The sequence below is a fragment of the Vibrio sp. 10N.247.311.12 genome, from assembly GCF_041467515.1.
Classification (GTDB): Bacteria; Pseudomonadota; Gammaproteobacteria; order Enterobacterales; family Vibrionaceae; genus Vibrio; species Vibrio crassostreae_C.
Map to the genome: position 1 here is coordinate 16,544 of NZ_JBFSUV010000001.1, position 24,983 is coordinate 41,526.

Here is a 24,983-nt window from a genome sequence, read left to right on the forward strand (position 1 = left end):
CCGCGTTCATCGCGGCTTTTTGTTACCTACAATTCTTAACGCTTTATTTACAACGTCAATTTATAGTATAAGTAGCAATACGGTATAATGTGAGTTGAAAAGGATTTCGTTATTCATGAGATATACCCCGACACTAAAATTGAGCACTCGATTGGTCGCATTTGTCACCGTGATAGTGATCAGCGCGATGTTCATTCTTTTTATTGGTGGCACACTTTCCTTTAAGCGCATTGGACAGGAATATTTAGACCATTATTTGGTTGGCATTGTCGACGTTGTAGATAAAGAGATGGAAGACCCTGATGCCGCGTATTCAATGCAGCGTTGGATGCCTAAGATGTTGCAGGCGAGCAATATTGTTGAGATGAAACTCTCGAACAAGACCGGCATCGTTTATCGTTTCAAAGATACCTCCCCACAAATTGATCCCAATCGTCTTTATGAGAAAAGCTTCATTTTAGAGCGGAATGAAGGCTACCGAATCGAATTTAAAGCACTTCCTCCTTATATTGGCTACAACTACTCAATGGAAGCGATGTGGTCAATTACTTTGGCTGTCGCATTGGTTCTGTTCTGTCTTGCTCGCGGTGTTCGTTGGTTGAAAGAACAACTCATGGGTTCTGAAATCTTGGAAGAGCGAGGAAGAATGATCTTGGCCGGTCAGGTTGAAGCTCATGCAAAGGGAGATGAGCGAGAGTGGCCTTATACCGCAAGCGAAGCCTTAGATGTATTGATTGAAGAGCTACAAGATGCTCGTCAAGAACGAAGTCGCTTTGATACCTTTATTCGTACCCATACTTTCCTAGATAAACTCACGGGAACGGCAAACCGAGTTTTATTCGATAATAAGCTGGAATCGGCACTGCATGAAAGTGGTGCTCGAGGCGGTGTGTTACTGATACGTATCGACGAATGGGAGCAAGTTAGTGATGCTAACGATAAGCAAACCACAGACGGCTTTATTATTGAAGTCGGTGAAGTACTGTCGAATATCGTTCAACGCTATCCCGATGTCATTTTTTCTCGCTATTACGAAGCGGACTTTGCTGTATTTATCCCTCATCAGGGCGCAAAAGATATTGCGACCTTGGCTGCTCAGTGTTTAAGGCAGTTAGATAAGCTAACTCCGCCAGAGCCTTTAGAGTCGGATAACTGGTGTCATATTGGTGTGACCATGTATACCGAAGGTGAGCGTCATAGCCAGATCATGGATGAAACGGAAACGGCACTAAAGAGTGCTCAGTTAGAGCGTATTAATAACTGGAGCCGTTACCCGAAAGAGAATAAGAATGAGCTTGATAGAGGCAGTGTTCGTTGGAGAACATTACTTGATAAAGCGCTGCTTCCTGAAAATTTAGTAATCTTTGCTCAGCGGTGTTATCTTATGCCGGAATCTGGTCAAGTTAATGAATTGCATAGAGAAATATTTACTAGAATTCAGGATCCTGACAAAGGTTTATTGAAATCGTCTCGATTTATGCCTGCGGTAGAGCAAGTGGGTTATCAAGCTCAAATGGACCAATCGGTTCTAAAGGTTGTGTTGAAATCGTTGAAAGAATCAACTCAACCTATCAACTATTCAGTGAATCTGAATGTTACCCCGTTTGCTAATAAACAGCACTTTAAGTGGTTTAGGAGTGAGTTGTTACAGCTCTCTGCTCAACACCGCTCTCAGCTTGCGTTTGAGTTTCCAGAAGGGCACTTGATTGCTCATCTTGATTATATGAGACCGGTGGCAAAGATGTTGCGAGGTTTAGGGTGTAAAGTTGTGGTTGGCCAAGCTGGGCGAACCATTGTTAGCACTCACTATATAAAGGATTTGAAGGTTAATTATATTAAGCTTCATCGAAGCCTAATAAAGAAAATCGACCAAAGGCATGAGAACCAACTGTTTGTTCGAAGCTTAATTGGGGCGTGTGGTGATTCTCCAACTCAAGTTATTGCCGTTGGAGTCGAGACAAAACAAGAAAAGAATACCTTGATAGAGTTAGGCATTAACGGCTATCAAGGGAGATATTTCGACGAAGAACAACAAATTATCCCTTTGCCTAATCAAGCAGAAAAAGCCGCGAAAGCGGAATCTGTTGTCAAAGTTGGACGAAGAAATCGATGGCGTAAGAGTAGTAGTTAAGAATGAATTTTAAAGCGATTTTAGACAAAATAAAGCCAACGAATAATAAAGGTAGCTCGCAAGTTGTCTTGCTGGGCAATGACGTCATTTATATTTCATCGACAGAACAAGATCCTCAAGTAGCCAGCATTCCCGTGGTTAATGGGGACTGGGAGAGTGCGCTAAAAAAATCGCTTAGCAGTGAGGCGTTTACCAGTAATAGCGTCCAACTGATTGTCTGTGCTAACTACTACCAAACCTACCAAATTGATAAACCGGACATTCCAGAGAGTGAATGGTCGGTAGCACTGCCTTTTTTACTCAAAGATCTTGTTTCAGAAAGAGTCACGGAAATTACTGCGAGTGCGGTCGCGTTACCAACGTCGAACAAGCTGCAAGTATATGTCCTGCCTAAAAAGCTGTTGGACAAGCTTTTGAATATCACTAATTCGGCTCAGGTTGAATTAATAGGTGTTGCTCCTGAAGATGAAATCTGGGGTTACAGTGCAGGCGAACTGTCTAATTTCATTCTTTTACAACGTAGCGTCAATTCACACTTTAAATTGGGTGCGTTTGTCGAAAATACCGTTTGTTTTCAAAGAACCATCCGCAGTGTTGTGCCACCTTTAACGGGTGTTGCGTCAAGTGCTCTGCAGTTAGATGGCCTCGCTTTAGAGCTTCAACGCTCGATTGATTACCTTTCTTCTCAAATTAAAGGCACCCAGCTTCACCAGCTTAAAATCTGTTGTGACGAAGAAGATGAAGCAGAGTTACAAAGTGCCTTAAACAGTACATTGAGCTCGACAGTTTCACTGTTGGTTGAAGGTGAGCGTGATAATTCAGAGAGTTTGTTGCTTAAACTTGCAGCTGAAAAAGAGACGTTTAAGGTCAATCTTTACCCTGAACACCTTAAGCCTAAAAAAGAATATTTTACGCTGACCAATGTTGTTGCGAGCTGGGGAGTAGTTTGTGTTTTGATGCTTGGTGGTTACTTCGCAATGCAGTATCAAGTTTCTAATCTAGATAAAGAGCTAACAGCCCTGCAACAAGACTCGAATCAACTTAACAAGCAAGTTAACCAATTGAATAGTAAGTTAACTCAGCATAAACCGTCTCCAGAGAAAGTCGCGGCGGTTGCGCGTCTCAAACGTGAGACTGAGGCTAAAAAAGAGGCTTTGAAGGCTGTTGGACAATACGACGAATCCCAACAAGTCGGGTATTCTGGCGTCATGAATTCCTTAGCTAAATTAGGCCGAAATGACATTTCTCTTTCGCACATCTACATGACCCACGATACTTTAGATCTTAGTGGCTTGGCTCGTAACGCAAATGTCGTTCCGAACTGGATTGGTCAGTTTAAAAGTGAGCTTAATTTAGTCGGACGCACTTTTGAAAAACTAAAAATTGGCCGTAATGATCAGGACGTGGTGACGTTTGAGCTAAGTACTCGTCGGGAGAGTAAATAATGCAGCAGTGGAACCAGCTGAGCGATAAGTTTCTTGCATTAAGTCAAAGAGAAAAATGGCTACTTTTTGTGTGTGGTTTTGTTGGCCTATCGATGTTGTTGTTCACCTTATTGGTTGAGCCTGCGTATCTCGATCTACAAGCTAAAAATGCCAAGGCGAGCAGCCTGACTCAATCGAATCAAAGGCAGCAAGGTGAGTTACTTGTTCTGCAAGCTCAGTTAAACAAAGACCCAGACAAAGAAATTAATCGAGAGTACAAAAAGCTGCTGGTGGAGAGCCAAGATCTCTCTCTTCAGCTTTCTCAGATTGTTGATGGATTAATCACACCTTCTCAAATGTCGCAGTTACTGGAGAGCGTTCTTAACGCCGGTAATGGACTAAAGCTTGAATCGCTAGAGTCATTAAAACCAGAAGCGATTTCGAACAATAAAGAGACCAGCGAATATTCAGGCTACTTTCTTCACCCTGTAAGAATGGAGCTAACCGGCAGTTACTTTGATATCTCAGCTTACCTTCAAGCACTTGAGTCTCTACCTGTGAGTTACTACTGGCGCACATTTGAATACTCAGTAGAAGAATATCCTAAAGCTCGACTGGTGTTCGAGGTTTACACATTAGGTACTAGACAGGAGTTTATCGGTGGTTAGAACTCTTTTGTTGTCCTTGCTATTTAGTAGCTCTTTTGTGTGGGCTGAGCAAGATCCCACGGCGCCATTAGGCTGGCTTTCACCTCAACAGAAAACGGCGCCTGCTAAGAAAGCACCAACTCGTTATCGCTTGCCTTCTTTAGAAAGCATCGTGTGTAAGGGAGATACGCCTTGCTATGCGATTATGAATGGTCAGATTCTCGGACAAGGGGAAACGATCAGAGGGTACCGAGTTAAGAACATAGATCCAGAATACGTCACTCTGCAGAGAAGCTCTAAGCAGTGGAAATTAGAGATGTTCTCTTTAGATGTTAAGAATAATTAAGGTTAGAGTGAAGACATGCGTAAACTTGTAGTAGCAATCCTAGTGTCATCTTTAGTCGGCTGTTCGATGGGGCATAGAGATCCTGTTGAGATTAAAGAGTCTTTAAACGAATCAATTAATGAAGCCAATAGCAGAGCGCTTCATGAGCTGCCTTCGTCGGTTCAAGATGACCTTATGCCTCAGCTTAATTCTGACTCGATGTCTCCGGGGATGGAAACGGTTAAGCGTTTTCGTATTCAGGCAAAAGGCGTTGAAGCGAGAACTTTTTTTGCCAGCTTAGTGAAAGGTACGGAATATAGTGCGGCTATTCACCCAAGTGTGTCTGGAAACCTTACGCTTAATCTAACGGACGTGACGTTAGATGAGGTACTGGCTGTTGCTCAAGATATGTATGGCTACGATATTGAAAAGCGTGGCAAAGTGATTCAAGTTTATCCTGCCGGTCTTCGCACCGTAACGATCCCTGTCGATTACTTACAAGTTAAGCGTTCTGGTCGCTCACTAACGACGATCACCACCGGCACGATCTCTAACTCAGATTCGAATTCATCGAGCTCTTCAAACTCGAACTCAAACTCGTCAAATTCATCTAACTCTTCTAATTCATCAAACTCGACATCGAATGGTGGTACAGAGATTGAAACGACCTCTGAAAGTGATTTTTGGCCACAGCTTGAAGCGGCGGTTGCTCACTTAATTGGCTCGGGCGATGGGCAAAGCGTTGTCGTGACCCCGCAAGCGAGTGTGATTACAGTGCGTGCTTACCCTGACGAAATTCGTGAGGTTCGAGAGTTCTTAGGTATTTCTCAAAAACGCCTGCAGCGTCAAGTTATCCTAGAAGCCAAAATCATGGAAGTAACCTTGAGTGATGGTTACCAACAAGGTATTAGCTGGTCTAATTTATCTAAGTCGATTGGCAGCGGCGGTGTGGTAATTGATCGACCTGGTGGAACTTTGCCTCCATTAGATGCGATCAGCTCTTTGTTAGGCGGGCAAACCAACGTAACGATCTCAGATGGCAGTTTTGAAGCGGTATTGAGCTTTATGGATACTCAAGGTGACCTGAACGTTCTATCAAGCCCACGAGTCACAGCTGCAAACAACCAGAAAGCGGTTATCAAAGTGGGTACTGACGAATACTACGTGACGGATTTATCTAGCGCGGTAGGCAGTGGTGACAACGCGAATGTGGCGCCTGAGGTTGAACTAACTCCGTTCTTCTCTGGTATTTCTTTAGACGTGACCCCTCAGATAGATGACAAAGGTAGCGTGTTCTTACATGTTCACCCAGCCGTTATTGAAGTAGAGGAAGAAGTAAAAGAGCTCAACCTAGGTTCAACAACGGGCTTGGTGCAACTTCCTTTGGCGAAAAGCTCTATTCGTGAATCTGACTCAGTGATTCGAGCTCGAGATGGCGATGTTGTGGTGATCGGTGGGTTAATGAAATCCAACACCAGTGACGTAACCTCTAAAGTCCCATTCCTTGGTGATATCCCAGCACTTGGTCATTTGTTCCGCAACACCAATCAGTTAACGCAAAAAACTGAGCTCGTGATCTTGCTTAAGCCAACGATCGTGGGTGTGAATACTTGGCAAAATGAGTTGGAGCGTTCACGTGATCTTCTTCAGCAGTGGTTCCCTGATGAAGAGTAATTGCTTACTTTCTCAATATAGAGTGGCAGTGTCTCACTAAGCTAGGTCGTCGTATGTATCAAGCTCACTTTGGTTTTGAACAACTGCCATTTACCTTAACGCCGAATACCGATTTCTTCTATGGCTTAGCGCCTCATTTCGAAGCGATTCAGACGGTAATCTCGGCGTTGGAAATGGGTGAGGGCGTGATTAAGGTGACCGGAGAGGTAGGCACTGGAAAAACCATGGTTTGCCGGATGTTGGTCAATCACCTACATGACTGTACAGCTCTGATCTACTTACCAAACCCTGTGTTATCAGGGGCAGACTTGCGCCAGGCGGTTGCAACAGAGCTTGGTTTAGCTGTCGATAATGAAGCAACCTTGGTTGATAACATTCAGCATAAGCTCATTGAATTGCACAATTCTGGTTTAAGAGTGGTGGCTATTCTTGATGAAGCTCAGGCTCTATCGGATGAAGCGCTCGAAACATTAAGGTTGTTTGGTAACCTTGAAACGGAAGATAAAAAACTGCTGCAGATTGTCTTATTAGGTCAGCCAGAATTGGATGCTCGATTAGAGGCTTATCACCTAAGGCAGTTTCGCCAAAGAATCACATTTAGTTCGACACTGAGACCGCTGAATCTCGATGAAACGGTGGCTTATATTGATAATCGAATCGCTAAATCTGGTGGTAGCCCTGAGTTATTCAGCTTGAATCAAAAAAAGGCGATCTGTCGTTCGTCGTTAGGTATCCCTAGATTGATAAACCAACTTTGCCATAAGGCTCTATTGCTTTCGTTCAGTGAAGATAAGAAAAGTATCGACAACCAACATCTTTTTTCAGCTATGCATGAAACGTACGATGTGTGTAAGCCTAAATTTAAAACGCCAATACTGTGGGGTTGGAATTAATTATGAGCGTCATTAACAACGCCTTGTCTGAATTGGCAAAGAAAAAATCAGCGACTTCGATTGAAGCGGCAGTCGTACCTAAAGTAAAAACGCGTTCCCCCCTAGTTTGGGTTGTTGCGGGTTTTACTTTGAGTTTAGCGATGGGCGGCTGGGCGATATCGCAAGGCCCTGTGATTGATCAGTCTATTGTTGAGCAGTCAATCTCAACTCGAGATTTACAGGTTCAAGTCTCTGTCGTTGATGATTCAAATGACATTCAGGAAGTTGCTCAACCTATCTCATCGCCAACTAAGAAATTGGTGACACTAGACTCTGCGATCCTTTCAACAGAAAACACTGCGATGGCAAAAAGCGCTCAATCTAAGCCTAGTGTTTCCGAATCAGTTGTTATGTCTGCCCCAAAAGCGACAAAACAACAAACACCGGCTAAAGCTCTAAGCGTGCCTGAAACGACTAAGACTGAAATTCCCCAACCGATTTACGTTGCTAGTGTGGCAAAAAAAGCCCCTGCGTCTATCTCTAATGAGCCTGTAGCCTCTGGTGATTCAGAAAATAGCGGAATGTTGATCGAACAGGTTGAGTTAACTCCGGAACAGCTATCTGTGAATGCACAAGGTCGAGCTCAGAAAGCGCTTGATGCGAACGATCTTACTGGTGCGTTGAAGGGCTACACTGAAGCTCTACGCTACACGCCACGAAATGAAGATGTCCGCCAGAAACTTGCGATTCTCTATTTTGGTAAAGGCGATACTCGCAAAGCCTATGAGCTTTATCAGTCTGGTATCAAGCTCAACATCAACAGTGAAAAATTGCGATTAGGGTTATCTAAACTGCTGGTTAAAGCGAATCAATCAGAAGCGGCGCTGAGCCCTTTAGTACACATGCCTCCGCATCCAACTCAAGAGTATCTAGCAATGCGTGCGGCGTTGAGCCAAAAATCACAGCAAGAAGAAATCGCACTCGAGAGTTATCAAAAGTTGGTTGAAGTCGATTCAGATAACGCTCGCTGGTGGTTGGGCTTAGCGATTCAGCAAGAACGCCAGTTAGACTTCGCTGCAGCAAAACAATCATATCAAGGTGCGTTGACTAGAGTCGGTATCTCATCTCAATCACAAAGCTTTGTGCGTGACCGGTTAAAAATACTCAATGCTTTAGAGGAGAGCGGCGATGCAAATTAGATTAAGAAAAAGACTTGGTGATTTGCTTGTCGAAGAAGGCATTATCACTGAGGCTCAAGTTGAACAAGCACTGGCCGCTCAGAAAAGTACTGGGCGTAAGCTCGGTGATGCGCTAATTGAGCTTGGCTTCTTGTCAGAACAGCAAATGCTGAGCTTTTTGTCGCAGCAGTTAGCGATTCCTCTTATTGATTTAAGCCGAGCCGTTGTCGATGTTGAAGCAGTACAGCTTTTACCCGAAGTACATGCTCGTCGCCTTCGTGCATTGGTTATTGGACGCCAAGGCGATACGTTACGTGTTGCGATGAGTGACCCAGCCGATCTGTTTGCCCAAGAGTCTTTGCTTGGTCAGCTCGGCGATTACGCGCTTGAATTCGTTGTTGCTCAAGAAAGGCAATTGGTTGATGGCTTCGATCGCTATTATCGAAGAACCAAAGAGATTGCCTCGTTTGCTGAGCAACTTCACGCTGAACACCAAGTTAATGATGCTTTTGATTTCGATATCGCTGAAGAAGACAGTGATGAAGTTACCGTCGTTAAGCTGATCAACTCACTATTTGAAGATGCTATTCAGGTTGGTGCTTCGGATATCCATATCGAGCCAGATTCAAACGTATTGCGTCTTCGTCAGCGTATTGATGGTGTGCTGCATGAAACATTGCTGAATGAAGTGAATATTGCTTCAGCACTTGTACTGCGCTTGAAGCTGATGGCAAACCTCGATATTTCAGAGAAACGTCTTCCTCAAGACGGCCGATTTAATATCCGAGCTAAAGGTCAGTCGGTTGATATTCGTATGTCGACCATGCCAGTACAGCACGGTGAATCAGTGGTTATGCGTCTTCTTAACCAGTCAGCAGGCCTACGTAAACTAGAAGAGTCGGGCATACCGAGTGATCTGTTGGTTCGTCTGCGTCAACAATTGCGCCGTCCACATGGCATGATTTTGGTTACCGGCCCAACCGGCTCAGGTAAAACAACAACCTTATACGGCGCGTTAAGTGAATTAAACGAACCGGGTAAAAAGATCATTACTGCGGAAGACCCGGTGGAATACCGCCTACCTCGTGTGAATCAAGTTCAGGTAAACCCTAAGATCAATCTCGATTTCTCTACTATCTTGAGAACCTTTCTACGTCAGGATCCCGATATTATTCTTATCGGTGAGATGCGTGACCACGAAACCGTTGAGATAGGCTTGAGAGCTGCACTGACCGGCCACTTAGTATTAAGTACGTTACATACCAATGATGCGGTAGACAGCGCGTTGCGTATGATGGATATGGGTGCTCCGGGTTACTTGGTCGCGAGCGCTGTTCGAGCAGTAGTCGCACAGCGATTAGTTCGTAAAGTGTGTACAGATTGTAAGGTTGAGGATGAGTTAGATGAACCTCGCAAGCAATGGCTGAGCGTCCGTTTCCCTAACCAAGTAGGTGTGCCGTTTATGAAAGGCCGTGGTTGCCAGAACTGTAACTTAACCGGTTACCGCGGGCGAATTGGTGTATTTGAAATGTTGGAGCTAGAGCAAAACATGATGGATGCACTGAGAGCTAATGATGCGGTAGGTTTTGCTCAAAAGGCGAGACAGTCTGAAAACTATAAACCGTTATTGGCTTCTGCGATGGAATTGGCTCTGCAAGGTGTCGTGAGTCTTGATGAGATAATGCATCTTGGCGAAGGTGATGCGTCCGGTGCCACTGACCCAATTTATCTGTAGGGGTAGAATGATATGCCAACGTATCGTTATGTAGGTCGCAGCTCTGATGGTAGTCAAGTAAGTGGGCAATTAGACGCGAATAACGAAGATCTTGCTGCTGAAAGCTTGATGAGTAAAGGGATCATTCCAACCTCTATCAAACTGGGCAAAAGTGGTGGTTCAGTCTTAGATATGGATGTATCGAGTCTGTTCTTTCCGAGTGTACCGTTAGAGGTGTTGGTTCTGTTTTGTCGACAGTTATACAGCCTAACCAAAGCGGGTGTACCACTATTAAGATCGATGAAAGGCCTCACTCAAAACTGCGAAAATAAGCAGCTGAAAGCCGCCTTGGAAGAGGTGGTTGCTGAGCTAACCAATGGTCGCGGCTTAGCGGCGTCAATGCAGATGCACCCAAAGGTATTCAGTCCGTTGTTTGTCTCGATGATTGGCGTTGGTGAAAACACAGGCCGTCTAGATCAGGCTTTACTGCAATTAGCTGGATATTACGAACAAGAAGTTGAGACTCGCAAACGAATTAAGACTGCGATGCGTTACCCAACATTCGTGATCAGTTTTATCTTGATTGCAATGTTCATTCTTAACATCAAGGTTATTCCACAGTTCTCAAGCATGTTTGCGCGCTTTGGTGTCGACTTGCCGCTGCCTACTCGTATCTTGATTGGTATGTCTGAGTTCTTTGTGAATTACTGGGGCTTAATGCTTGGAGTGATCTTTGGTCTTATCTTCGCTTTTAAAGCTTGGGTGAAGACAGACAAAGGCTTGGAAAAGTGGGATCGATTACGCTTAAAAATGCCGGTCATTGGCGGGGTAGTGAATCGAGCACTGTTGTCACGCTTCTCGCGTACTTTTGCTTTGATGCTTAAAGCGGGTGTTCCACTGAACCAGTCGCTAGCGCTTTCGGCGGAAGCTTTAGATAACCGTTTTCTAGAGTTGCGAGTTCAAGCCATGAAATCGGCCATTGAAGCCGGTAGTACGGTTTCGTCGACCGCGATTAACAGCGAAATTTTCACACCGCTCGTGATACAAATGATCTCCGTCGGTGAAGAGACGGGTCGTATTGATGAGCTATTACTTGAAGTGGCTGATTTTTATGACCGCGAAGTCGATTACGATCTGAAAACTTTGACCGCCAGAATTGAACCCATTTTGTTAACCATTGTTGCGGGCATGGTGCTGATTTTGGCGCTAGGTATATTCTTGCCGATGTGGGGAATGTTGGATGCAATCAAAGGCTAGGGAATGCTAAATAACCTACAACGCTCACGTTTTGTTATTTGGACTGTGGTTATTCTTTTTCTTATTGTCGGTGTGCTTTCGGCATTTAAAACGGTAGAAGAAGAAGCGACTAACACGGCATTTATCGTCGCGAGCAAGCGGATTTTAGAGCAAGCCAATTTGTTCAAACAGCAGTATTTGTTATCGGGTGCTGGGCAAGAAGAAGGCTCGGAACCCCCAAAGATCTACAGCAGAACTGGGTGGGTAATGCCTATCCAAGGTACGGAGCGAGACTGTAATTATTGGCTGGATCAATTATATCCTCAAGGGAGCATTTTAGGGCTAAGCTCTCCAAGTGTTGAAGATAAAAGTGATAACATACACTTTCACTGTAGTTATCATTATTCTGATAAATATCAGGTAGATATATTACTTGAAAGAGAAAGGTTTAGTGTAAAAGCCAATATTTTGGCTTTGTGAAAATATTGACAGTTTTTTTATGGTTTTATACGTGTGCAAATGTATAATGCGCGTTAGTAATTAGATGAGTAGGTAGAAAATGCTTAAAAATCAAAAGGGTTTCTCCCTTGTCGAATTAGTCATCGTAATTGTTGTCGTTGGTTTATTGGCAGTGGCGGCTTTACCCCGCTTCTTAGATGTGACAGATGAAGCCAAGAAATCAAGTATTGAAGGTGTTGCTGGCGGTTTTGCGACAGCAGTTTTGTCGGCGAGAGCGCAGTGGGAAGCAGAAGCAAGGCCATCAGAGAAGATAGGTGTTGAAACATACAATACTGTAAATTATGATGGTGTTGATTTTTGGTTAACAAGATCAAAGAACAGTAACAACGTCGATACCGATTTTAGAGATGGCTATCCGTGGACTCTGAACAACAATTCGAGCACTGCGCCACAAGATATTTCAGATGAAACATGTTCTGAGTTGATGGAAAACTTGCTGCAAAATCCACCTAAAGTAGGTGCGGTTTCAGATGTCGCTAATGACTCAAATTACAAATATTCAGCGCAAGCGAATTCAGGTGATGCAACCTGTACTTACGTTCAATTAGAAGGTAGTACAGAACATGAATTTGTTTACGAAATTAAAACTGGTCGTGTGACCGTAACTTTGCAGTAAGTCTGCGTAAAATTAAACATAGAGAGAGCTTAACTATGAAAAGACAAGGCGGTTTCACCCTAATCGAACTAGTGGTTGTAATTGTTATTCTAGGTATTCTTGCTGTAACTGCGGCACCACGTTTCCTAAACCTGCAAGATGATGCGAAAAATGCAACTCTTGAAGGTCTAGCTGGTGCTATGCAAGGTGCATCAGGTATCATTTATGGTAAAGCAGCTATTGCAGGATTAGAGTCTACTTCTGGTGCTGTTAGTGCGGGTGCTGGCAATAATGACGTTAATACAATTAATGGTTACCCAGAAGCTACATCAAATGCAATTATGACTATTGTGCAAGGTGTTGGTGCTATTGATTCAGGTAGCGATTTTATCTTCAAAAGTACAACTGGAGCATCTCCAAACCGTTCAGTTTTCTTTGGTATTGAAAACTACACTAATGATTGTGTAATTTATACAGAAGTTGGCACTACTGGTGGTGAACCTGTAATTGGCGTTGTAGAAAATGCAACACAGTGTGCAGATCCAGCGAACTAATTGATTAAATTGTTTCTAAGGCCAGCTCCTGCTGGCCTTTTTTCTATCCAATGCACATAAATATCAAAACTATTCATATACATAAGATCGTTAGTTTCGTTATCTTGTATAATCAGTATTCGCTAGGCAGTTAGAGACTTATTATGGATAACAGCCCCCCACCCAAAGGCTTTACTCTGGTAGAGCTGATCATCGTTATCATTATCCTCGGTATTGTTTCCACCTTTGCCGCAAGTCGCTTCGTCGGTACATCTAGCTTTTCTACTTTTACTGCGCAAGAGCAAATTATCTCGGTGATTCGTCAGGTTCAAGTGAATCGCATTCAAACCAATATCCCCAACTTATACAATTACTGTAACGATACGAGTAACCTTGATCTTCAAAAACTTTGTCTGCGCAGCCGCATAACTATCAATGCTAGTTGTATTGGTAGTTCAAGAGGTTGCAGTGCTAGTGACCCTAACTCTCGGAGCGATTTAGTTGTAGCTGATCAAGTCTCGTTTAGTACTACACCTTCAGTGTCACAAATTACGTTTGATCTTCTCGGTAACCCGCTTGATACCGCCAGTAGTGGTGTGAGCATCTTGATTACCTCAGCGCAAAACCAAGCCAGTGTGTGTATCAATTCTCAAGGTTATGTGAGTGAAGGGGCGTGTCTATGATTCGCTCACGTGGTTTTACTCTGATTGAAAGTATTGTTGTGATTATCGTACTGGGTATTGCGATGGTGACGATTAGTAGTTTTTTAGCACCACAAGTGGCAAGTTCAGCAGACCCACAATATCAAAACCGTTCCGTGGCCTTAGGCCAGAGTTTGATGAATCAAATTTTAGCTCGCGGCTTTGATGAACACAGTGATTTTGATGGTGGTCTGGTGCGTTGTGGGGATGCTGGTGCGACGGCTTGTTCTGCCCCTAATGAACTGGGAGTGGATGGGGCAGAGACTGCGCCCGCTGCTTTTAATGATGTCGATGATTATATTGGATGCTGGTACACCGATACCACTGAATCAGCATGTGTATCACCTATTAAGTACCCACTTGCTAATATCCTAGATGAAAATATCGAAGACAGTTATGCCAATTTCCGTGTTGAGGTCTTGGTGTTTTATGACGAAGACATGGACGGGCTTAACGACAATGTAATTGGAACGATGAAGCGAGTTGAGTTACAGATATTTGGTGGTAACAACCGTTATAGCTTGGTTGCTTACAAGGGGAACTACTAATGAAACAACGTGGTTTTACTTTGATAGAAATGATCGTAACCATTGTTGTGGTTGCCGTCATTGGCCTAGCGATTGCAGGCTTTGTTGAATATGGCATGAAAGGTTATGTCGACACTATCGATAGACAAAAGGTGCAAGTAAAAGGGCAGTTTGTTGTTGAGAAAATGTCGCGAGAGATAAGCCACGCAGTTCCCAATAGCTTCACTGAAGTTCAGACTTTTTTACCTACACTTGCTTTTGATAGAAAGTGTCTTTCATTCTATTCGATCAAATATTCCGGTTTTTATCACTTCGATGAACCAGGCAATCAATTGGACTTCATTGTTGGTCAAGATGCCCCAAGTCTCTCTGTAGGAGATTATCTTATTATAAATCCAAGTAGTTTTAATGATTTGGCAGTGGAGTCCAATAAACGAATTGACGTCTCGGGTGCAGTTCAGAATACCAACTCTTTCAGTGTTACAGCTTTGAGTCTTGTGAGTGAGTCTATTGCAAAACGACACTATATTTATGAAAAAAACAATCATGTCAGCTTCTGTATAGTGAACAATACTATCGAAGGACAAGGTGTCATTGAGCGTAATGGCGTAAGGGTCACAGATAGCGTTAACTATACAAAAAGTAACTTCCGTTACGAAGAGCCAAGCTTACAGCGCGGTGGTGTGATTCATATCGAACTTGTGCTTGAGCAAAACAACGAAATCAGTGTTTATCAACAAGATGTGCAGGTACTCAATGCGCCATAGTAAATCATCTCAACAAGGGAGTGTTTTGGTCGTCGCGGTATTTGTTATCGTGGTGATGGGCTTCCTCGCGACTTCTCTAGTGCAAGTCCAATGGTCAAATCACGATACATTGACCCGTAAGCAACTTGGGACACAGGCTTGGTTGCTAGCGCATTCTGCGAATGAGTGGGCACTTACTCAAGTGTACCCTTTGACTGTATCTCCCGCGGTTTCAACAAGTGTTAGTGCAGCGTGTGGTAACTTAAATTCAAATCAAGTGAGCAGTGGGATGTCGACTATCTGTACAGTTGAAGAGTTAACTTGTACTCCGATCGGAATTTTAGATGATGTTGGTTTTTTTAAGATTGAATCTACTGCCATTTGCGGGTCAGGTATTAACCAAGTGCAACGAATTCAAGAAGTTTGGGTGAGGGAGTAGTTATGGTTATGAGTGAAAGTAATAATCTGGGACTAAATTTAAGAATTGGTTTACTGCTCCTTCTTTTTTTTATGACCACCCCTGCATATTCAACCCCTTATGATCTGAATAACTCCAATGATTTCGGACAATTATGTACTGGTAATCATTCAACCTCTAACAACCCTAGAGTGTATCTATGTGAAGGTCAGTTTAAAGCTGATAATGCAGTTGTTTCTCTAGATGGAGGCTCTGTTATTAATGCTTATAGCGGCTACGATATAAAATCTACGACCATCGAACCAACATCGGGTTATGTTGAATTACAATCGAATAATTGGGGGGGGGATACGACTCTTGATTCAGTCGTGCTTAAAGGGTCTATTTATGTTCCCTACGCTATATCTATAAAAAACTCCACTGTTGACAAATATGTGAAAAATACAACAAATCATAATATTAGTATTTATAGCAGTGTGATTGGTGAATATGTTGATGCAGGAACCACGATAACGATCGATGGTTCAGATGTTATTGGCGACGTTTATAATCGCGGAAATAATGGCATATCTATACTAAATGACTCTGAAGTTGGTGGGTATGTCGATGGTGGTACCACAATAAAAGTTGATGCCTCAGAGGTTGTTGGAAATGTTTCTAATCGCAGCACCAACGATATTTCAGTACTAAACGATTCTGAGATAGGAGGCTATGTAGACGGTGGTTCAACAATAACCATTGATAATTCTGAAGTTAGCGGCAATGTCACTAACCGCAGTAATAACGAAATATTCGTATTAAATGATGCCGAAGTTGGTGGCGATGTTTCCGCTCAAGGTAAGTTAAATATCTCTGATTCAGAGATTGACGGTAATATTAGTAGTGCTAACCATAATATTGAGCTTGATAATGGGGCTGTTATTTACGGAAATGCTACAGCTGCCAATAATAATTGGTCTACGATATATTTTCGTGATTATGAAGATAGTGATAGAAGTGTAGTTCATGGCACCTGCCTCTATAGAACTGATCCTGAAGACGCATGTGGTTCGATAGATCCGCCAATCAACCAAAATCCTCAATTTGAATTTGGTACTCTTACGGATAACAATTGCACGATCTCATCTCCAGGGCCAGACAACAAGCAAGTCGTGACTTGTACACTGAATTTTAATAACACTTATGACATAGCAAAACCTAAGCCGCTCGTGTTTGTTATGCCTACTATTGATGCAAGCTTGTCCGTTAGAAGTAATGGGACAACAGAACTTCCTTCTACAGCGTCTGTAATCAATACAACTTGGCAATCTGCGACAATAGTTCAAGAAATAGCACCAAGTGCTAAGAAGAAGACAAACAATATTACTTATCTAGACGCCCCTATGAGTGGGCAAGGGGACCCTTTAAAAAGTAGTAATTATATTGATTACTTTGTTATCGAAGAGGGCGTCATTTCTTTAAATAATGGTGAAAGCCAAATTGTTGCAGGTCTTGTTAATACAAACACTGCTGCCTCTCAAGTCTCTTCTGAAAGAAATAATGCAGATCTTATCCGTTATGAGGATTATGGCTTAGATTCATTTAACTTTAAGCCTGGTGTTTTAGTTCAACCGCAAGAAAAAAATAATACATCGGCTTGGTTTACTGGTATGGCTCGAAATGTTGGAGTTGAAAGCTTCTCTTTAGCATTAGAGAAGTCGGAAGTCATTAATAATAATTCAATATCAGAAAATGAGAATGTCGCTTTTGTGGCAGGTGAAGGGTCCGGATTTATTCAAGGTGCGCGCTTTTTTCTTGGTAATGCTGAAACAAGAGTTACGACTACGCTGAGTGAAAAAGTTATTTCTCCAATAGAGATCGGCTGTGAAGAATTTACTTCGATAGCTGATGCGGGCTTTGATGCTCCTCCTATATTAGTTGCCAATAAAAACTCTCGCAGTGGTAATAATGGCGGCTGGGTTCGTCGTTGTGATATTACAAAAGATAAAGTTTATTTTATTGTTGAAGAGGATATGGACAAGGACAGTGAAAGGTCTCATATTGCGGAAGATGTGGGCTTTTTCATGTTTGACCGACCTAATGAAATAGGCATTTGTGAAGGGTTTAATGATAAGAGCCCGGCCCAAACTTGGAAAGGGTCGAACGGGAGCTTAGAAATTAATGGTTCTCCTAAAATAGTAGGCGCGCTTAGAGATAACGGGAATCGTTATGTGGGCTTTTTAGATTCCAATACCCATGATAGAACAGGTGTCGCTTGTGAGGGGCAGCAGTGTTATGGCTTAGATGATTTGCTTATCGATAAAGAAGCGCTGGAAGACGTGCCTGATAATCTTGGTAATTCACTGGATATTCCTTACACACATAACATTACTACCTTGCCTATCACTGTTGGTGGGGTGAAAATCTACGAGTATGACAGTATTTCAATTGGTACTGGTGCTGTGGTCGAAATTGAATCCGGTAAATATAAAATTGGCACACTAAATATCAATGGTACTGGTGAGTTGCGTGTAAAGAGTGGCGATACAGTCACCATTTTTACCAAAAAACTATCAGTCAATAATGGTAGTTACGCGGGTATCCCCATTGTTAGTTGGAGCGGTGATAAGCCTGTACTTGCAAGTGACACACACTTTAGAGTTAACGTATTAGAAAATGGCACGAATCAAGTAAGCTTAAATAGCAGCGGTTCTGGTAATAAGACAACTTTTACTGGCTTATTGTACAGTGAGCAAAAGGTAGACATGAGTGGTACAGCTAGACTTTATGGTGCCGTATCAGCGCAAGCTATAAATATGTCATCAGATGCTCTAATTCACGCGGAGACAAGTTGTATAGTTCCTAGTGATGATTATGACATTGAAATTTCTCCCGCGACGGACTTAGCTTTGATGTGTGGCGACGATTCCCCTCAATTTACTATTAATACCTCTAACAATGGTGTGGGGGAAAGCCTAGGTGTTACCGTAGGTATTACGCCTGACGCTGATGAATTCGACGTTTCTTTGCTAAAAGGTTCAGGTACTTACCCTAATTATATTTCTAATAATGATGGCGAGTTGACTATACAAGTCACAGCCCAAAGTACGAGCAGCATTGATTTTGATACAAGTTATAAGCTAACCGCGATATTAGTCGATGATTCTGGCAAAGGGGTAGAAAGCCAGTTCAAGTTTGTACCATTTAAATTCTCTTTAGTGGATGGCAATAGTCCAACAAATCGTCTTGACGTTATTGCGGGGCAAGCTACTCCTACGGTAACTAAAGTTTTAGCCTGCGACCTAGGGGGCTCAATTGTTGTTGCTGAAAATTATGCAGGTGAAGCTGGTGATGAAGTTACTATTACTCATGAGCTTGATAGCTCTTGGAGTGGCTCCGATGGTTCGCTGACTTACTTACCTGAGTTCAAAAAAGGCATCGCCTCAACAGACTTAACTATTTCTGAATCAGGCCTTTTCAATGTCACTTTAAAAGACAGCAGTTTTGATTGTACAGGTTTCGCAGGTTGCCCCGAGGATGGGAGTTACGATGTAGAGGGAAGTTTCTCGATCTACTCTCGACCTTGGAAATTTGCAATTTGTACAGGCAGCAATTCTGATGGTAACAGCAGTGGTGGGAATGCGTTTGTTGCTGCGGGGGAAGAGTTTGACGTGTTTGCTAAACCAATTAGATTCTCGAGTAACGCTAACCCTTCGTGTAACAATAGCTTAGTAACACAAAACTATTTGCTGTCCTCTGGTGCTGTCGTTGCAACTCATACTCTGGATACTCCTAGCAATAATGGTGCAGTGCTTGGTAGCTTAGAGCCTGGTAGCCAATTGACTCAGTCTAGTTCCGATATTAGTCTTGATGATAATGGTTATAAATTCAAAAGTTTAAATTATTCAGAAGTTGGTAGTATAAACTTTGAAGTGACCGAAGACTCGAGCAGCTTTTATGGCAAGATTCTTGGCGGATTTTCTGGAAACAAGAATATAGGTCGTTTTTATCCTGATTACTTAACACTTATTAGTAACAGTTGGAACTATTCTAGCGGTCACGATAGTTTTGCTTATATGGCACAGGGTATTTCTTTCAATTTTATCGTTGAAGCCCGCAATCGAGATAACGAACCAGTGACTAACTATGGTCTATTTGCGGATTCATTAAAGGCATCGATTAAGCATGTAGCGATAAACGAAGAAGATGGTGCAGTTTTAAATACAAGGGTTTGGTTATCAGGAGAAAAGGATGCGGACCACATTAGTTGGGGAGAAGATGATTGGTCTTCGGATCGTTTAACAATTGAAAATTTTGATTATGAATTCTTAAGGTTAGCTAGTGAAGATGGCCCGTACGATGGCACTACTAGTGAATTTGGGGTGTGGGTCAGTGATAAAGTTGATGGTGTAGATTTACAATTTCTAGACTTAGACAATACTAATACAGATTATACCAATGGTACAAAGTTTAATGCTCAACCGGATTTTAGATATGGAAGGATGTCTCTCAAAGATGTAGGAGGTAATCAAGGTAGTAGTATCCAAGTTCCATTAGAAGTTCAGTATTGGTCTGGAAGTAAATTTGAGATTAATTCAGATGACAGTGGAAGCCAGTTTAATGGTAGTGATTACTGTGTAACTAAAATTTGGCATGATTCAGAGGTTACAGATGCCAAATTAACTAGCGATACAGATGATAATGGAAGTGATGATATTGTCTCAGTATTGAAGGGGGTATCAAGTAACCTTATTGCTAAGCAAGATACTAGTCGTCGTGAGCAAGTCAGGTTGTTTTTAAGGCAGGGTAGTTCACCAAGTGGAGCTACTTGTTTTGGAAGTAAGGGAACTCAACCTTGGCTACAGTATAACTGGAGAGGCTTAGGCGATGAAGATCCCTCCACCGTCGTCACATTCGGTATCTACCGTGGTAACGATCGTGTGATCTACCGAGGTGAAAGTGGCTTAACAGGTCAGCAATAATATAATTTTTGCCCCTTAAGTTAGGAATCTGTAAGAAATTGCGGGTTTCAGTCCATGTTTGCACTTCAATGCCTTGCCGTAACAGCAAGGCATTGGTACATTTAGTGCAATTTTTGTCTTCTAATTCTTGCAGGATGAGCGAAGAATATGTTTAAAAAACTTCGTGGCATGTTTTCAAACGACCTATCGATTGATTTAGGTACAGCCAATACCCTTATTTATGTAAAAGGCCAAGGCATTGTTCTTGATGAGCCTTCAGTTGTAGCTATTCGCCAAGATCGTGCGGGTTCTGCAAAGAGTGTCGCTGCTGTTGGCCACGCTGCTAAGCAAATGCTTGGTCGTACGCCTGGTAACATCTCAGCGATCCGTCCAATGAAAGACGGTGTAATTGCCGACTTTTACGTAACGGAAAAAATGCTTCAGCACTTCATCAAACAAGTGCATGACAACAGTGTGCTTAAACCAAGTCCTCGTGTTTTGGTTTGTGTACCTTGTGGTTCAACACAGGTTGAGCGTCGTGCTATCCGTGAATCAGCGTTAGGTGCTGGTGCTCGTGAGGTTTACCTAATCGATGAGCCTATGGCTGCTGCGATTGGTGCTGGCCTACGTGTCTCTGAGCCAACAGGTTCAATGGTTGTTGATATCGGTGGTGGTACTACTGAAGTTGCGGTTATCTCACTGAACGGTGTGGTTTACTCGTCTTCTGTTCGCATTGGTGGTGACCGTTTTGATGAAGCGATCATCAACTACGTTCGTCGTAACTACGGCAGCTTGATCGGTGAAGCAACGGCAGAAAAGATCAAACACGAAATCGGTTCAGCTTACCCTGGTGATGAAGTCAATGAGATCGAAGTTCGCGGTCGTAACCTTGCTGAAGGTGTTCCTCGTAGCTTTAGCCTAAACTCAAACGAAATCCTAGAAGCGCTTCAAGAACCGCTATCAGGTATTGTATCTGCAGTCATGGTTGCACTAGAACAGTGTCCACCAGAGCTGGCTTCTGATATTTCAGAAAACGGTATGGTACTAACGGGTGGTGGTGCACTGCTTAAAGATATTGATCGTCTACTAACAGAAGAAACGGGTATCCCTGTTGTTGTGGCAGAAGAGCCATTAACGTGTGTTGCTCTAGGTGGCGGTAAAGCTCTAGAGATGATCGACATGCACGGCGGCGATCTGTTCAGCGAAGAATAATATTTAGTGTTAGGCTCTTTTCTTATCTAGTTTTATGTAAAGAGCCTAGGACCTTGTCTATAGGATCAAATGTAGCTCTAGGACCAAATATAGAATGAAGCCAATTTTTGGTAGAGGTCCCTCTCTACAATTGCGCCTGTTTTTTGCTGTAATTTTATCAGCCAGCCTTATGCTGGCTGATAGTCGTTTAGATGCTTTCTCAAATGTTCGCTATCTATTAAACAGCATGGTTGCGCCTATTCAATATGCAGCCAACTTGCCTCGCACTATGTTCGATGGTGTTTACGACCGTTTTAGCACTCGCAAAGGGTTAATTGAATCTAACCATAATATTAAACGAGAAGTCTTGCGTCTGAAGAGCGAGCTGATTCTGCTTGAGCAATATCAAGAAGAAAACAAGCGCCTTCGTAAGCTGTTAGGCTCGCCGTTTATCCGTGATGAGAAGAAAGTCGTCACAGAAGTTATGGCGGTAGACACTTCACCATATCGCCATCAAGTCGTGATCGACAAAGGTCAGATTGATGGGGTGTATGAAGGTCAGCCGGTGATCAACGAAAAAGGCATTGTCGGCCAAGTCACTTTCGTTGCTGCTCATAATAGTCGTGTATTACTACTCACTGATGCAAACAATGCGATTCCTGTTCAGGTTATTCGTAATGACATCCGTGTGATTGCTTCGGGCAATGGCATGATTGATGAGATCCAGCTAGAGCACATTCCAACCAGTACCGATATACAAGAAGAAGATCTGTTGGTGACATCAGGTCTTGGTGGGGTATATCCAGAAGGTTATCCAGTCGCCTATGTTACGGCCGTTGATTACGACCCGAAACGTGAGTTCGCTGTGATTAAAGCTGAGCCTGTGGTTGAGTTCGATAAGCTCAGATACCTGCTGCTTGTATGGCCTGATGAAAACAAACAGATGCAAGCGGATCAATCGAGCATAGAACAAGCATTGTTAGAGGGCGAAGATGGCCAATAGCGTTTTGAGAAGCAAGGTAGTAATTTTCTGCTCATTTTTAATAGCACTGATTCTGCAGACGATCCCTTGGCCTGGTAGCTTAGATTTATTTAGACCATCTTGGTTACTGCTGGTTACGTGTTACTGGGTTTTGGCTCTACCGCATCGTGTTAACGTGGGTAGTGCTTTGATTTTAGGCTTATTGTGGGACCTTTTGATCGGCTCTACTCTGGGTATTCGAGGCATGATGATGGCAATAGTGATGTACATTATTGCGATGAACTTCCTCGTCATTCGTAACATGGCGTTATGGCAGCAAGCGATGATCATTGCCGCGTTAACGGTCTTGTTTGAGGTGTTGATCTTTTTTGGTGAATATTTGATCCAAGATGTTGTTTTCAATCCGTTATCGTTATGGAGCGCATTGATAAACTGTATACTTTGGCCTTGGATGTTTTTATTAATGAGACGCGTGCGTCGCCATTGGCATGTGAGGTAGCGTGACGATGGAAAAGAAACATTTAGTTTTGGCATCCGGCTCTCCACGCCGCAAAGAATTGCTATCTCAACTCGGTTATGAGTTTTCTGTCCTCGTAACCGATGTTGAAGAGTGTAAACACGCTCAAGAAACCGCCGAAGAATATGTTAAGCGACTATCTTTAGATAAAGCTTTAGCTGCGTTGTCTTTATTAAAAGATAACCCTTCTGAAAGGCAGCATGTCGTTCCTAGTTCTGATACTGTAGATAATGGCTCTGATATAGTCGTTCTTGGTTCTGATACCGTCGTTGTTAGTCAAGGGCAAGTGCTTGAGAAACCCACCGATTTTGCTGACTCTAAGCGCATGCTTACTCAGTTAGCGAATGAACGTCACCAAGTGATGACGGCGGTTTCTGTGGTTTCAGAAGAAAAACAAAGAACAGAAATCATTATTACCGACGTATGGTTTAAACCCCTCAGTGAAAAAGAAATAGAACAATACTGGCAAACAGGGGAGCCATGCGATAAAGCCGGTAGCTATGGGATCCAAGGTTTGGGCGGACGCTTTGTCACCCGAATCGAAGGTAGTTATTACGCCGTTGTCGGCTTACCTTTATTTGAAACGGACCAGCTACTGCAAGAATTCTTATAATTACTAACCTGAGGTGCACCATGAGTGCTGAATTGTTGCTGAACGTGACCCCGAGTGAAACTCGTGTGGCCATGATTGAAGGGGGGGCTCTTCAAGAGATCCATGTCGAACGAGATGCTCGACGCGGTATCGTAGGAAATATCTATAAAGGACGTGTAAGCCGTGTTCTTCCGGGAATGCAGGCGGCTTTTGTGGATATAGGCCTTGAAAAAGCAGCTTTTTTACACGCCTCTGATATTGTCCCACACACTGAATGTGTCGCTGAAAACGAAAAGAAACAATTTCAGGTTCGTGATATTTCAGAGCTTGTCCGTCAAGGGCAAGACATTGTGGTGCAAGTGGTCAAAGACCCTCTTGGTACTAAAGGTGCTCGCTTAACCACTGATATCACTCTACCGTCTCGTTATCTGGTATTTATGCCGGGCGCAAGTCATGTTGGTGTATCTCAACGTATCGACAGCGAGTCTGAACGTAACCGTCTTAAAAAAGTCGTGTCTCGTTACTGTGACGAACACGGTGGCTTCATCATCCGCACAGCAGCAGAAGGTGCAGATTCAAATGAGTTGGCACAAGATGCCGCATTCTTGAAGCGATTATGGCTAAAAGTATTAGAGCGTCGTGGTAAGCACAAGGCGCGTACTCGTTTGTATGGTGAGCTTTGCTTAAGCCAACGTATCTTACGTGACTTCGTCGGTACTGAGCTGAGCAAGATTCAGGTCGATTCTCGTCTAGAATATGAAAACCTAAAAGAGTTTACCTCTGAATACGTGCCTGAGCTGACAGACAAGCTTGAGCTGTATGAAGGTGATAAGCCTATCTTTGATATGTACGATACCGAGAACGAAATTCAGCGTTCATTGGATCGTAAAGTCGAATTAAAGTCTGGTGGATATCTGATTATCGACCAAACTGAAGCGATGACCACGGTTGATATCAACACTGGCGCGTTTGTTGGTCGTCGTAATCTAGAAGAGACGATTTTCAACACCAATGTAGAAGCGACTCAAGCGATTGCTCGTCAGCTGCGTCTACGTAACTTAGGTGGCATCATCATTATCGACTTTATTGATATGTTGTCTGAGGAACATCGTAAGCGAGTACTAACTTCTTTAGAGGCTGCGCTCGACAAAGACCGTGTGAAAACCAATATTAATGGCTTCACGCAGCTTGGTTTGGTTGAGATGACTCGTAAACGTACTCGTGAAAGTATTGAGCATATCCTATGTTCGAGCTGTCCTGCTTGTGAAGGCCGCGGCAGTGTGAAGACAGTTGAAACCGTTTGTTATGAAATTCTTCGAGAGATCACGCGAGTGAATCGTGCGTACGACGCCGATAAATTTGTGGTCTATGCGGCAGCTGCCGTAGCTGAGGCGTTAGAGGGCGATGAATCTCATGCGCTTGCGGAGCTTGAAGTCTTTATTGGTAAGCAAGTTAAAATCCAGGCTGAGCCTCTGTACATACAAGAGCAGTTTGATGTTGTTATGATGTAATGGAAATTTT

The 24,983-nt window shown here is 43.1% G+C and carries 22 protein-coding genes; all 22 read left to right on the forward strand.

Annotated features, from left to right (window positions below; translation table 11 throughout):
- The first annotated feature begins 115 nt into the window (after positions 1-115).
- Positions 116-2,131, forward strand: a complete 2,016-nt coding sequence (csrD, locus tag AB6E30_RS00050; protein ID WP_017062969.1) for an RNase E specificity factor CsrD — start codon at positions 116-118, stop codon at positions 2,129-2,131.
- Positions 2,132-2,133: 2 nt separating this feature from the next.
- On the forward strand, positions 2,134-3,576 hold the full coding sequence (locus tag AB6E30_RS00055; RefSeq protein ID WP_372102332.1) for an MSHA biogenesis protein MshI: 1,443 nt from the start codon (positions 2,134-2,136) through the stop codon (positions 3,574-3,576).
- Complete coding sequence (pilO, locus tag AB6E30_RS00060; protein WP_017061345.1) at positions 3,576-4,223, forward strand: type 4a pilus biogenesis protein PilO; 648 nt, start codon at positions 3,576-3,578, stop codon at positions 4,221-4,223. Before AB6E30_RS00055 ends, pilO begins: the two co-directional genes overlap by 1 nt.
- A complete protein-coding gene (locus AB6E30_RS00065) occupies positions 4,216-4,548 on the forward strand; it encodes a hypothetical protein (protein WP_017061346.1) in 333 nt (110 codons plus the stop codon). Before pilO ends, AB6E30_RS00065 begins: the two co-directional genes overlap by 8 nt.
- Before the next feature lie 15 nt (positions 4,549-4,563).
- Entirely contained in the window at positions 4,564-6,201 is a 1,638-nt protein-coding gene (mshL, locus tag AB6E30_RS00070) for a pilus (MSHA type) biogenesis protein MshL (RefSeq protein ID WP_017068726.1), read from the forward strand.
- Between the two features lie 53 nt (positions 6,202-6,254).
- Positions 6,255-7,094, forward strand: coding sequence for an ExeA family protein (locus AB6E30_RS00075; protein WP_017061348.1), 840 nt, complete (start codon positions 6,255-6,257; stop codon positions 7,092-7,094).
- Positions 7,095-7,096: 2 nt separating this feature from the next.
- Positions 7,097-8,272, forward strand: a complete 1,176-nt coding sequence (locus tag AB6E30_RS00080; protein WP_372102334.1) for a tetratricopeptide repeat protein — start codon at positions 7,097-7,099, stop codon at positions 8,270-8,272.
- Positions 8,262-9,986, forward strand: coding sequence for a GspE/PulE family protein (locus AB6E30_RS00085; RefSeq protein WP_017061350.1), 1,725 nt, complete (start codon positions 8,262-8,264; stop codon positions 9,984-9,986). The genes AB6E30_RS00080 and AB6E30_RS00085 overlap by 11 nt, the downstream gene beginning before the upstream one ends.
- Positions 9,987-9,998: 12 nt before the next feature.
- Positions 9,999-11,222: a type II secretion system F family protein gene (locus AB6E30_RS00090; protein WP_017061351.1), complete on the forward strand. Its 1,224-nt coding sequence runs from the start codon at positions 9,999-10,001 to the stop codon at positions 11,220-11,222.
- 3 nt (positions 11,223-11,225) lie between these two features.
- Entirely contained in the window at positions 11,226-11,681 is a 456-nt protein-coding gene (locus tag AB6E30_RS00095; RefSeq protein ID WP_372102336.1) for an MSHA biogenesis protein MshF, read from the forward strand.
- A gap of 79 nt (positions 11,682-11,760) precedes the next feature.
- Positions 11,761-12,336: a prepilin-type N-terminal cleavage/methylation domain-containing protein gene (locus AB6E30_RS00100; protein ID WP_017068729.1), complete on the forward strand. Its 576-nt coding sequence runs from the start codon at positions 11,761-11,763 to the stop codon at positions 12,334-12,336.
- Positions 12,337-12,371: 35 nt separating this feature from the next.
- Complete coding sequence (locus tag AB6E30_RS00105) at positions 12,372-12,869, forward strand: type II secretion system protein (RefSeq protein ID WP_372102338.1); 498 nt, start codon at positions 12,372-12,374, stop codon at positions 12,867-12,869.
- 143 nt (positions 12,870-13,012) lie between these two features.
- Positions 13,013-13,531, forward strand: a complete 519-nt coding sequence (locus AB6E30_RS00110) for a prepilin-type N-terminal cleavage/methylation domain-containing protein (protein ID WP_372102339.1) — start codon at positions 13,013-13,015, stop codon at positions 13,529-13,531.
- Positions 13,528-14,097 carry a prepilin-type N-terminal cleavage/methylation domain-containing protein gene (locus AB6E30_RS00115; RefSeq protein ID WP_372102341.1) on the forward strand — a complete coding sequence of 190 codons (570 nt, stop codon included), beginning with the start codon at positions 13,528-13,530 and terminating at the stop codon, positions 14,095-14,097. Before AB6E30_RS00110 ends, AB6E30_RS00115 begins: the two co-directional genes overlap by 4 nt.
- Positions 14,097-14,843 (forward strand): prepilin-type N-terminal cleavage/methylation domain-containing protein, encoded by a 747-nt coding sequence (locus AB6E30_RS00120; RefSeq protein WP_102398236.1) that lies wholly within the window; start codon positions 14,097-14,099, stop codon positions 14,841-14,843. Before AB6E30_RS00115 ends, AB6E30_RS00120 begins: the two co-directional genes overlap by 1 nt.
- Positions 14,833-15,261, forward strand: a complete 429-nt coding sequence (locus AB6E30_RS00125; protein ID WP_372102343.1) for an MSHA biogenesis protein MshP — start codon at positions 14,833-14,835, stop codon at positions 15,259-15,261. Before AB6E30_RS00120 ends, AB6E30_RS00125 begins: the two co-directional genes overlap by 11 nt.
- A gap of 2 nt (positions 15,262-15,263) precedes the next feature.
- The gene (locus AB6E30_RS00130) at positions 15,264-20,201 is read left to right on the forward strand and encodes a DUF6701 domain-containing protein (protein ID WP_372102345.1); all 4,938 of its coding nucleotides are present in this window, start codon (positions 15,264-15,266) and stop codon (positions 20,199-20,201) included.
- A gap of 147 nt (positions 20,202-20,348) precedes the next feature.
- Positions 20,349-21,392, forward strand: coding sequence for a rod shape-determining protein (locus AB6E30_RS00135; RefSeq protein WP_136979369.1), 1,044 nt, complete (start codon positions 20,349-20,351; stop codon positions 21,390-21,392).
- A gap of 94 nt (positions 21,393-21,486) precedes the next feature.
- A complete protein-coding gene (mreC, locus tag AB6E30_RS00140; protein WP_004735927.1) occupies positions 21,487-22,374 on the forward strand; it encodes a rod shape-determining protein MreC in 888 nt (295 codons plus the stop codon).
- Positions 22,364-22,852, forward strand: coding sequence for a rod shape-determining protein MreD (gene mreD / locus AB6E30_RS00145; protein WP_017061361.1), 489 nt, complete (start codon positions 22,364-22,366; stop codon positions 22,850-22,852). Before mreC ends, mreD begins: the two co-directional genes overlap by 11 nt.
- A gap of 7 nt (positions 22,853-22,859) precedes the next feature.
- On the forward strand, positions 22,860-23,483 hold the full coding sequence (locus AB6E30_RS00150; RefSeq protein ID WP_017062955.1) for a nucleoside triphosphate pyrophosphatase: 624 nt from the start codon (positions 22,860-22,862) through the stop codon (positions 23,481-23,483).
- A gap of 20 nt (positions 23,484-23,503) precedes the next feature.
- The gene (rng, locus tag AB6E30_RS00155; protein ID WP_017061363.1) at positions 23,504-24,973 is read left to right on the forward strand and encodes a ribonuclease G; all 1,470 of its coding nucleotides are present in this window, start codon (positions 23,504-23,506) and stop codon (positions 24,971-24,973) included.
- Positions 24,974-24,983 lie beyond the last annotated feature (10 nt).

Coding starts and splice junctions, on each gene's coding strand:
- AB6E30_RS00150 (WP_017062955.1), top strand. CDS start 22,860: ATGGAAAAGAAACATTTAGTTTTGGCATCCGGCTCTCCACGCCGCAAA.
- AB6E30_RS00095 (WP_372102336.1), top strand. CDS start 11,226: ATGCTAAATAACCTACAACGCTCACGTTTTGTTATTTGGACTGTGGTT.
- csrD (WP_017062969.1), top strand. CDS start 116: ATGAGATATACCCCGACACTAAAATTGAGCACTCGATTGGTCGCATTT.
- mreC (WP_004735927.1), top strand. CDS start 21,487: ATGAAGCCAATTTTTGGTAGAGGTCCCTCTCTACAATTGCGCCTGTTT.
- AB6E30_RS00075 (WP_017061348.1), top strand. CDS start 6,255: ATGTATCAAGCTCACTTTGGTTTTGAACAACTGCCATTTACCTTAACG.
- AB6E30_RS00100 (WP_017068729.1), top strand. CDS start 11,761: ATGCTTAAAAATCAAAAGGGTTTCTCCCTTGTCGAATTAGTCATCGTA.
- AB6E30_RS00120 (WP_102398236.1), top strand. CDS start 14,097: ATGAAACAACGTGGTTTTACTTTGATAGAAATGATCGTAACCATTGTT.
- AB6E30_RS00105 (WP_372102338.1), top strand. CDS start 12,372: ATGAAAAGACAAGGCGGTTTCACCCTAATCGAACTAGTGGTTGTAATT.
- AB6E30_RS00090 (WP_017061351.1), top strand. CDS start 9,999: ATGCCAACGTATCGTTATGTAGGTCGCAGCTCTGATGGTAGTCAAGTA.
- mshL (WP_017068726.1), top strand. CDS start 4,564: ATGCGTAAACTTGTAGTAGCAATCCTAGTGTCATCTTTAGTCGGCTGT.
- rng (WP_017061363.1), top strand. CDS start 23,504: ATGAGTGCTGAATTGTTGCTGAACGTGACCCCGAGTGAAACTCGTGTG.
- AB6E30_RS00130 (WP_372102345.1), top strand. CDS start 15,264: ATGGTTATGAGTGAAAGTAATAATCTGGGACTAAATTTAAGAATTGGT.
- AB6E30_RS00085 (WP_017061350.1), top strand. CDS start 8,262: ATGCAAATTAGATTAAGAAAAAGACTTGGTGATTTGCTTGTCGAAGAA.
- AB6E30_RS00080 (WP_372102334.1), top strand. CDS start 7,097: ATGAGCGTCATTAACAACGCCTTGTCTGAATTGGCAAAGAAAAAATCA.
- mreD (WP_017061361.1), top strand. CDS start 22,364: ATGGCCAATAGCGTTTTGAGAAGCAAGGTAGTAATTTTCTGCTCATTT.
- AB6E30_RS00055 (WP_372102332.1), top strand. CDS start 2,134: ATGAATTTTAAAGCGATTTTAGACAAAATAAAGCCAACGAATAATAAA.
- AB6E30_RS00135 (WP_136979369.1), top strand. CDS start 20,349: ATGTTTAAAAAACTTCGTGGCATGTTTTCAAACGACCTATCGATTGAT.
- pilO (WP_017061345.1), top strand. CDS start 3,576: ATGCAGCAGTGGAACCAGCTGAGCGATAAGTTTCTTGCATTAAGTCAA.
- AB6E30_RS00125 (WP_372102343.1), top strand. CDS start 14,833: ATGCGCCATAGTAAATCATCTCAACAAGGGAGTGTTTTGGTCGTCGCG.
- AB6E30_RS00110 (WP_372102339.1), top strand. CDS start 13,013: ATGGATAACAGCCCCCCACCCAAAGGCTTTACTCTGGTAGAGCTGATC.
- AB6E30_RS00115 (WP_372102341.1), top strand. CDS start 13,528: ATGATTCGCTCACGTGGTTTTACTCTGATTGAAAGTATTGTTGTGATT.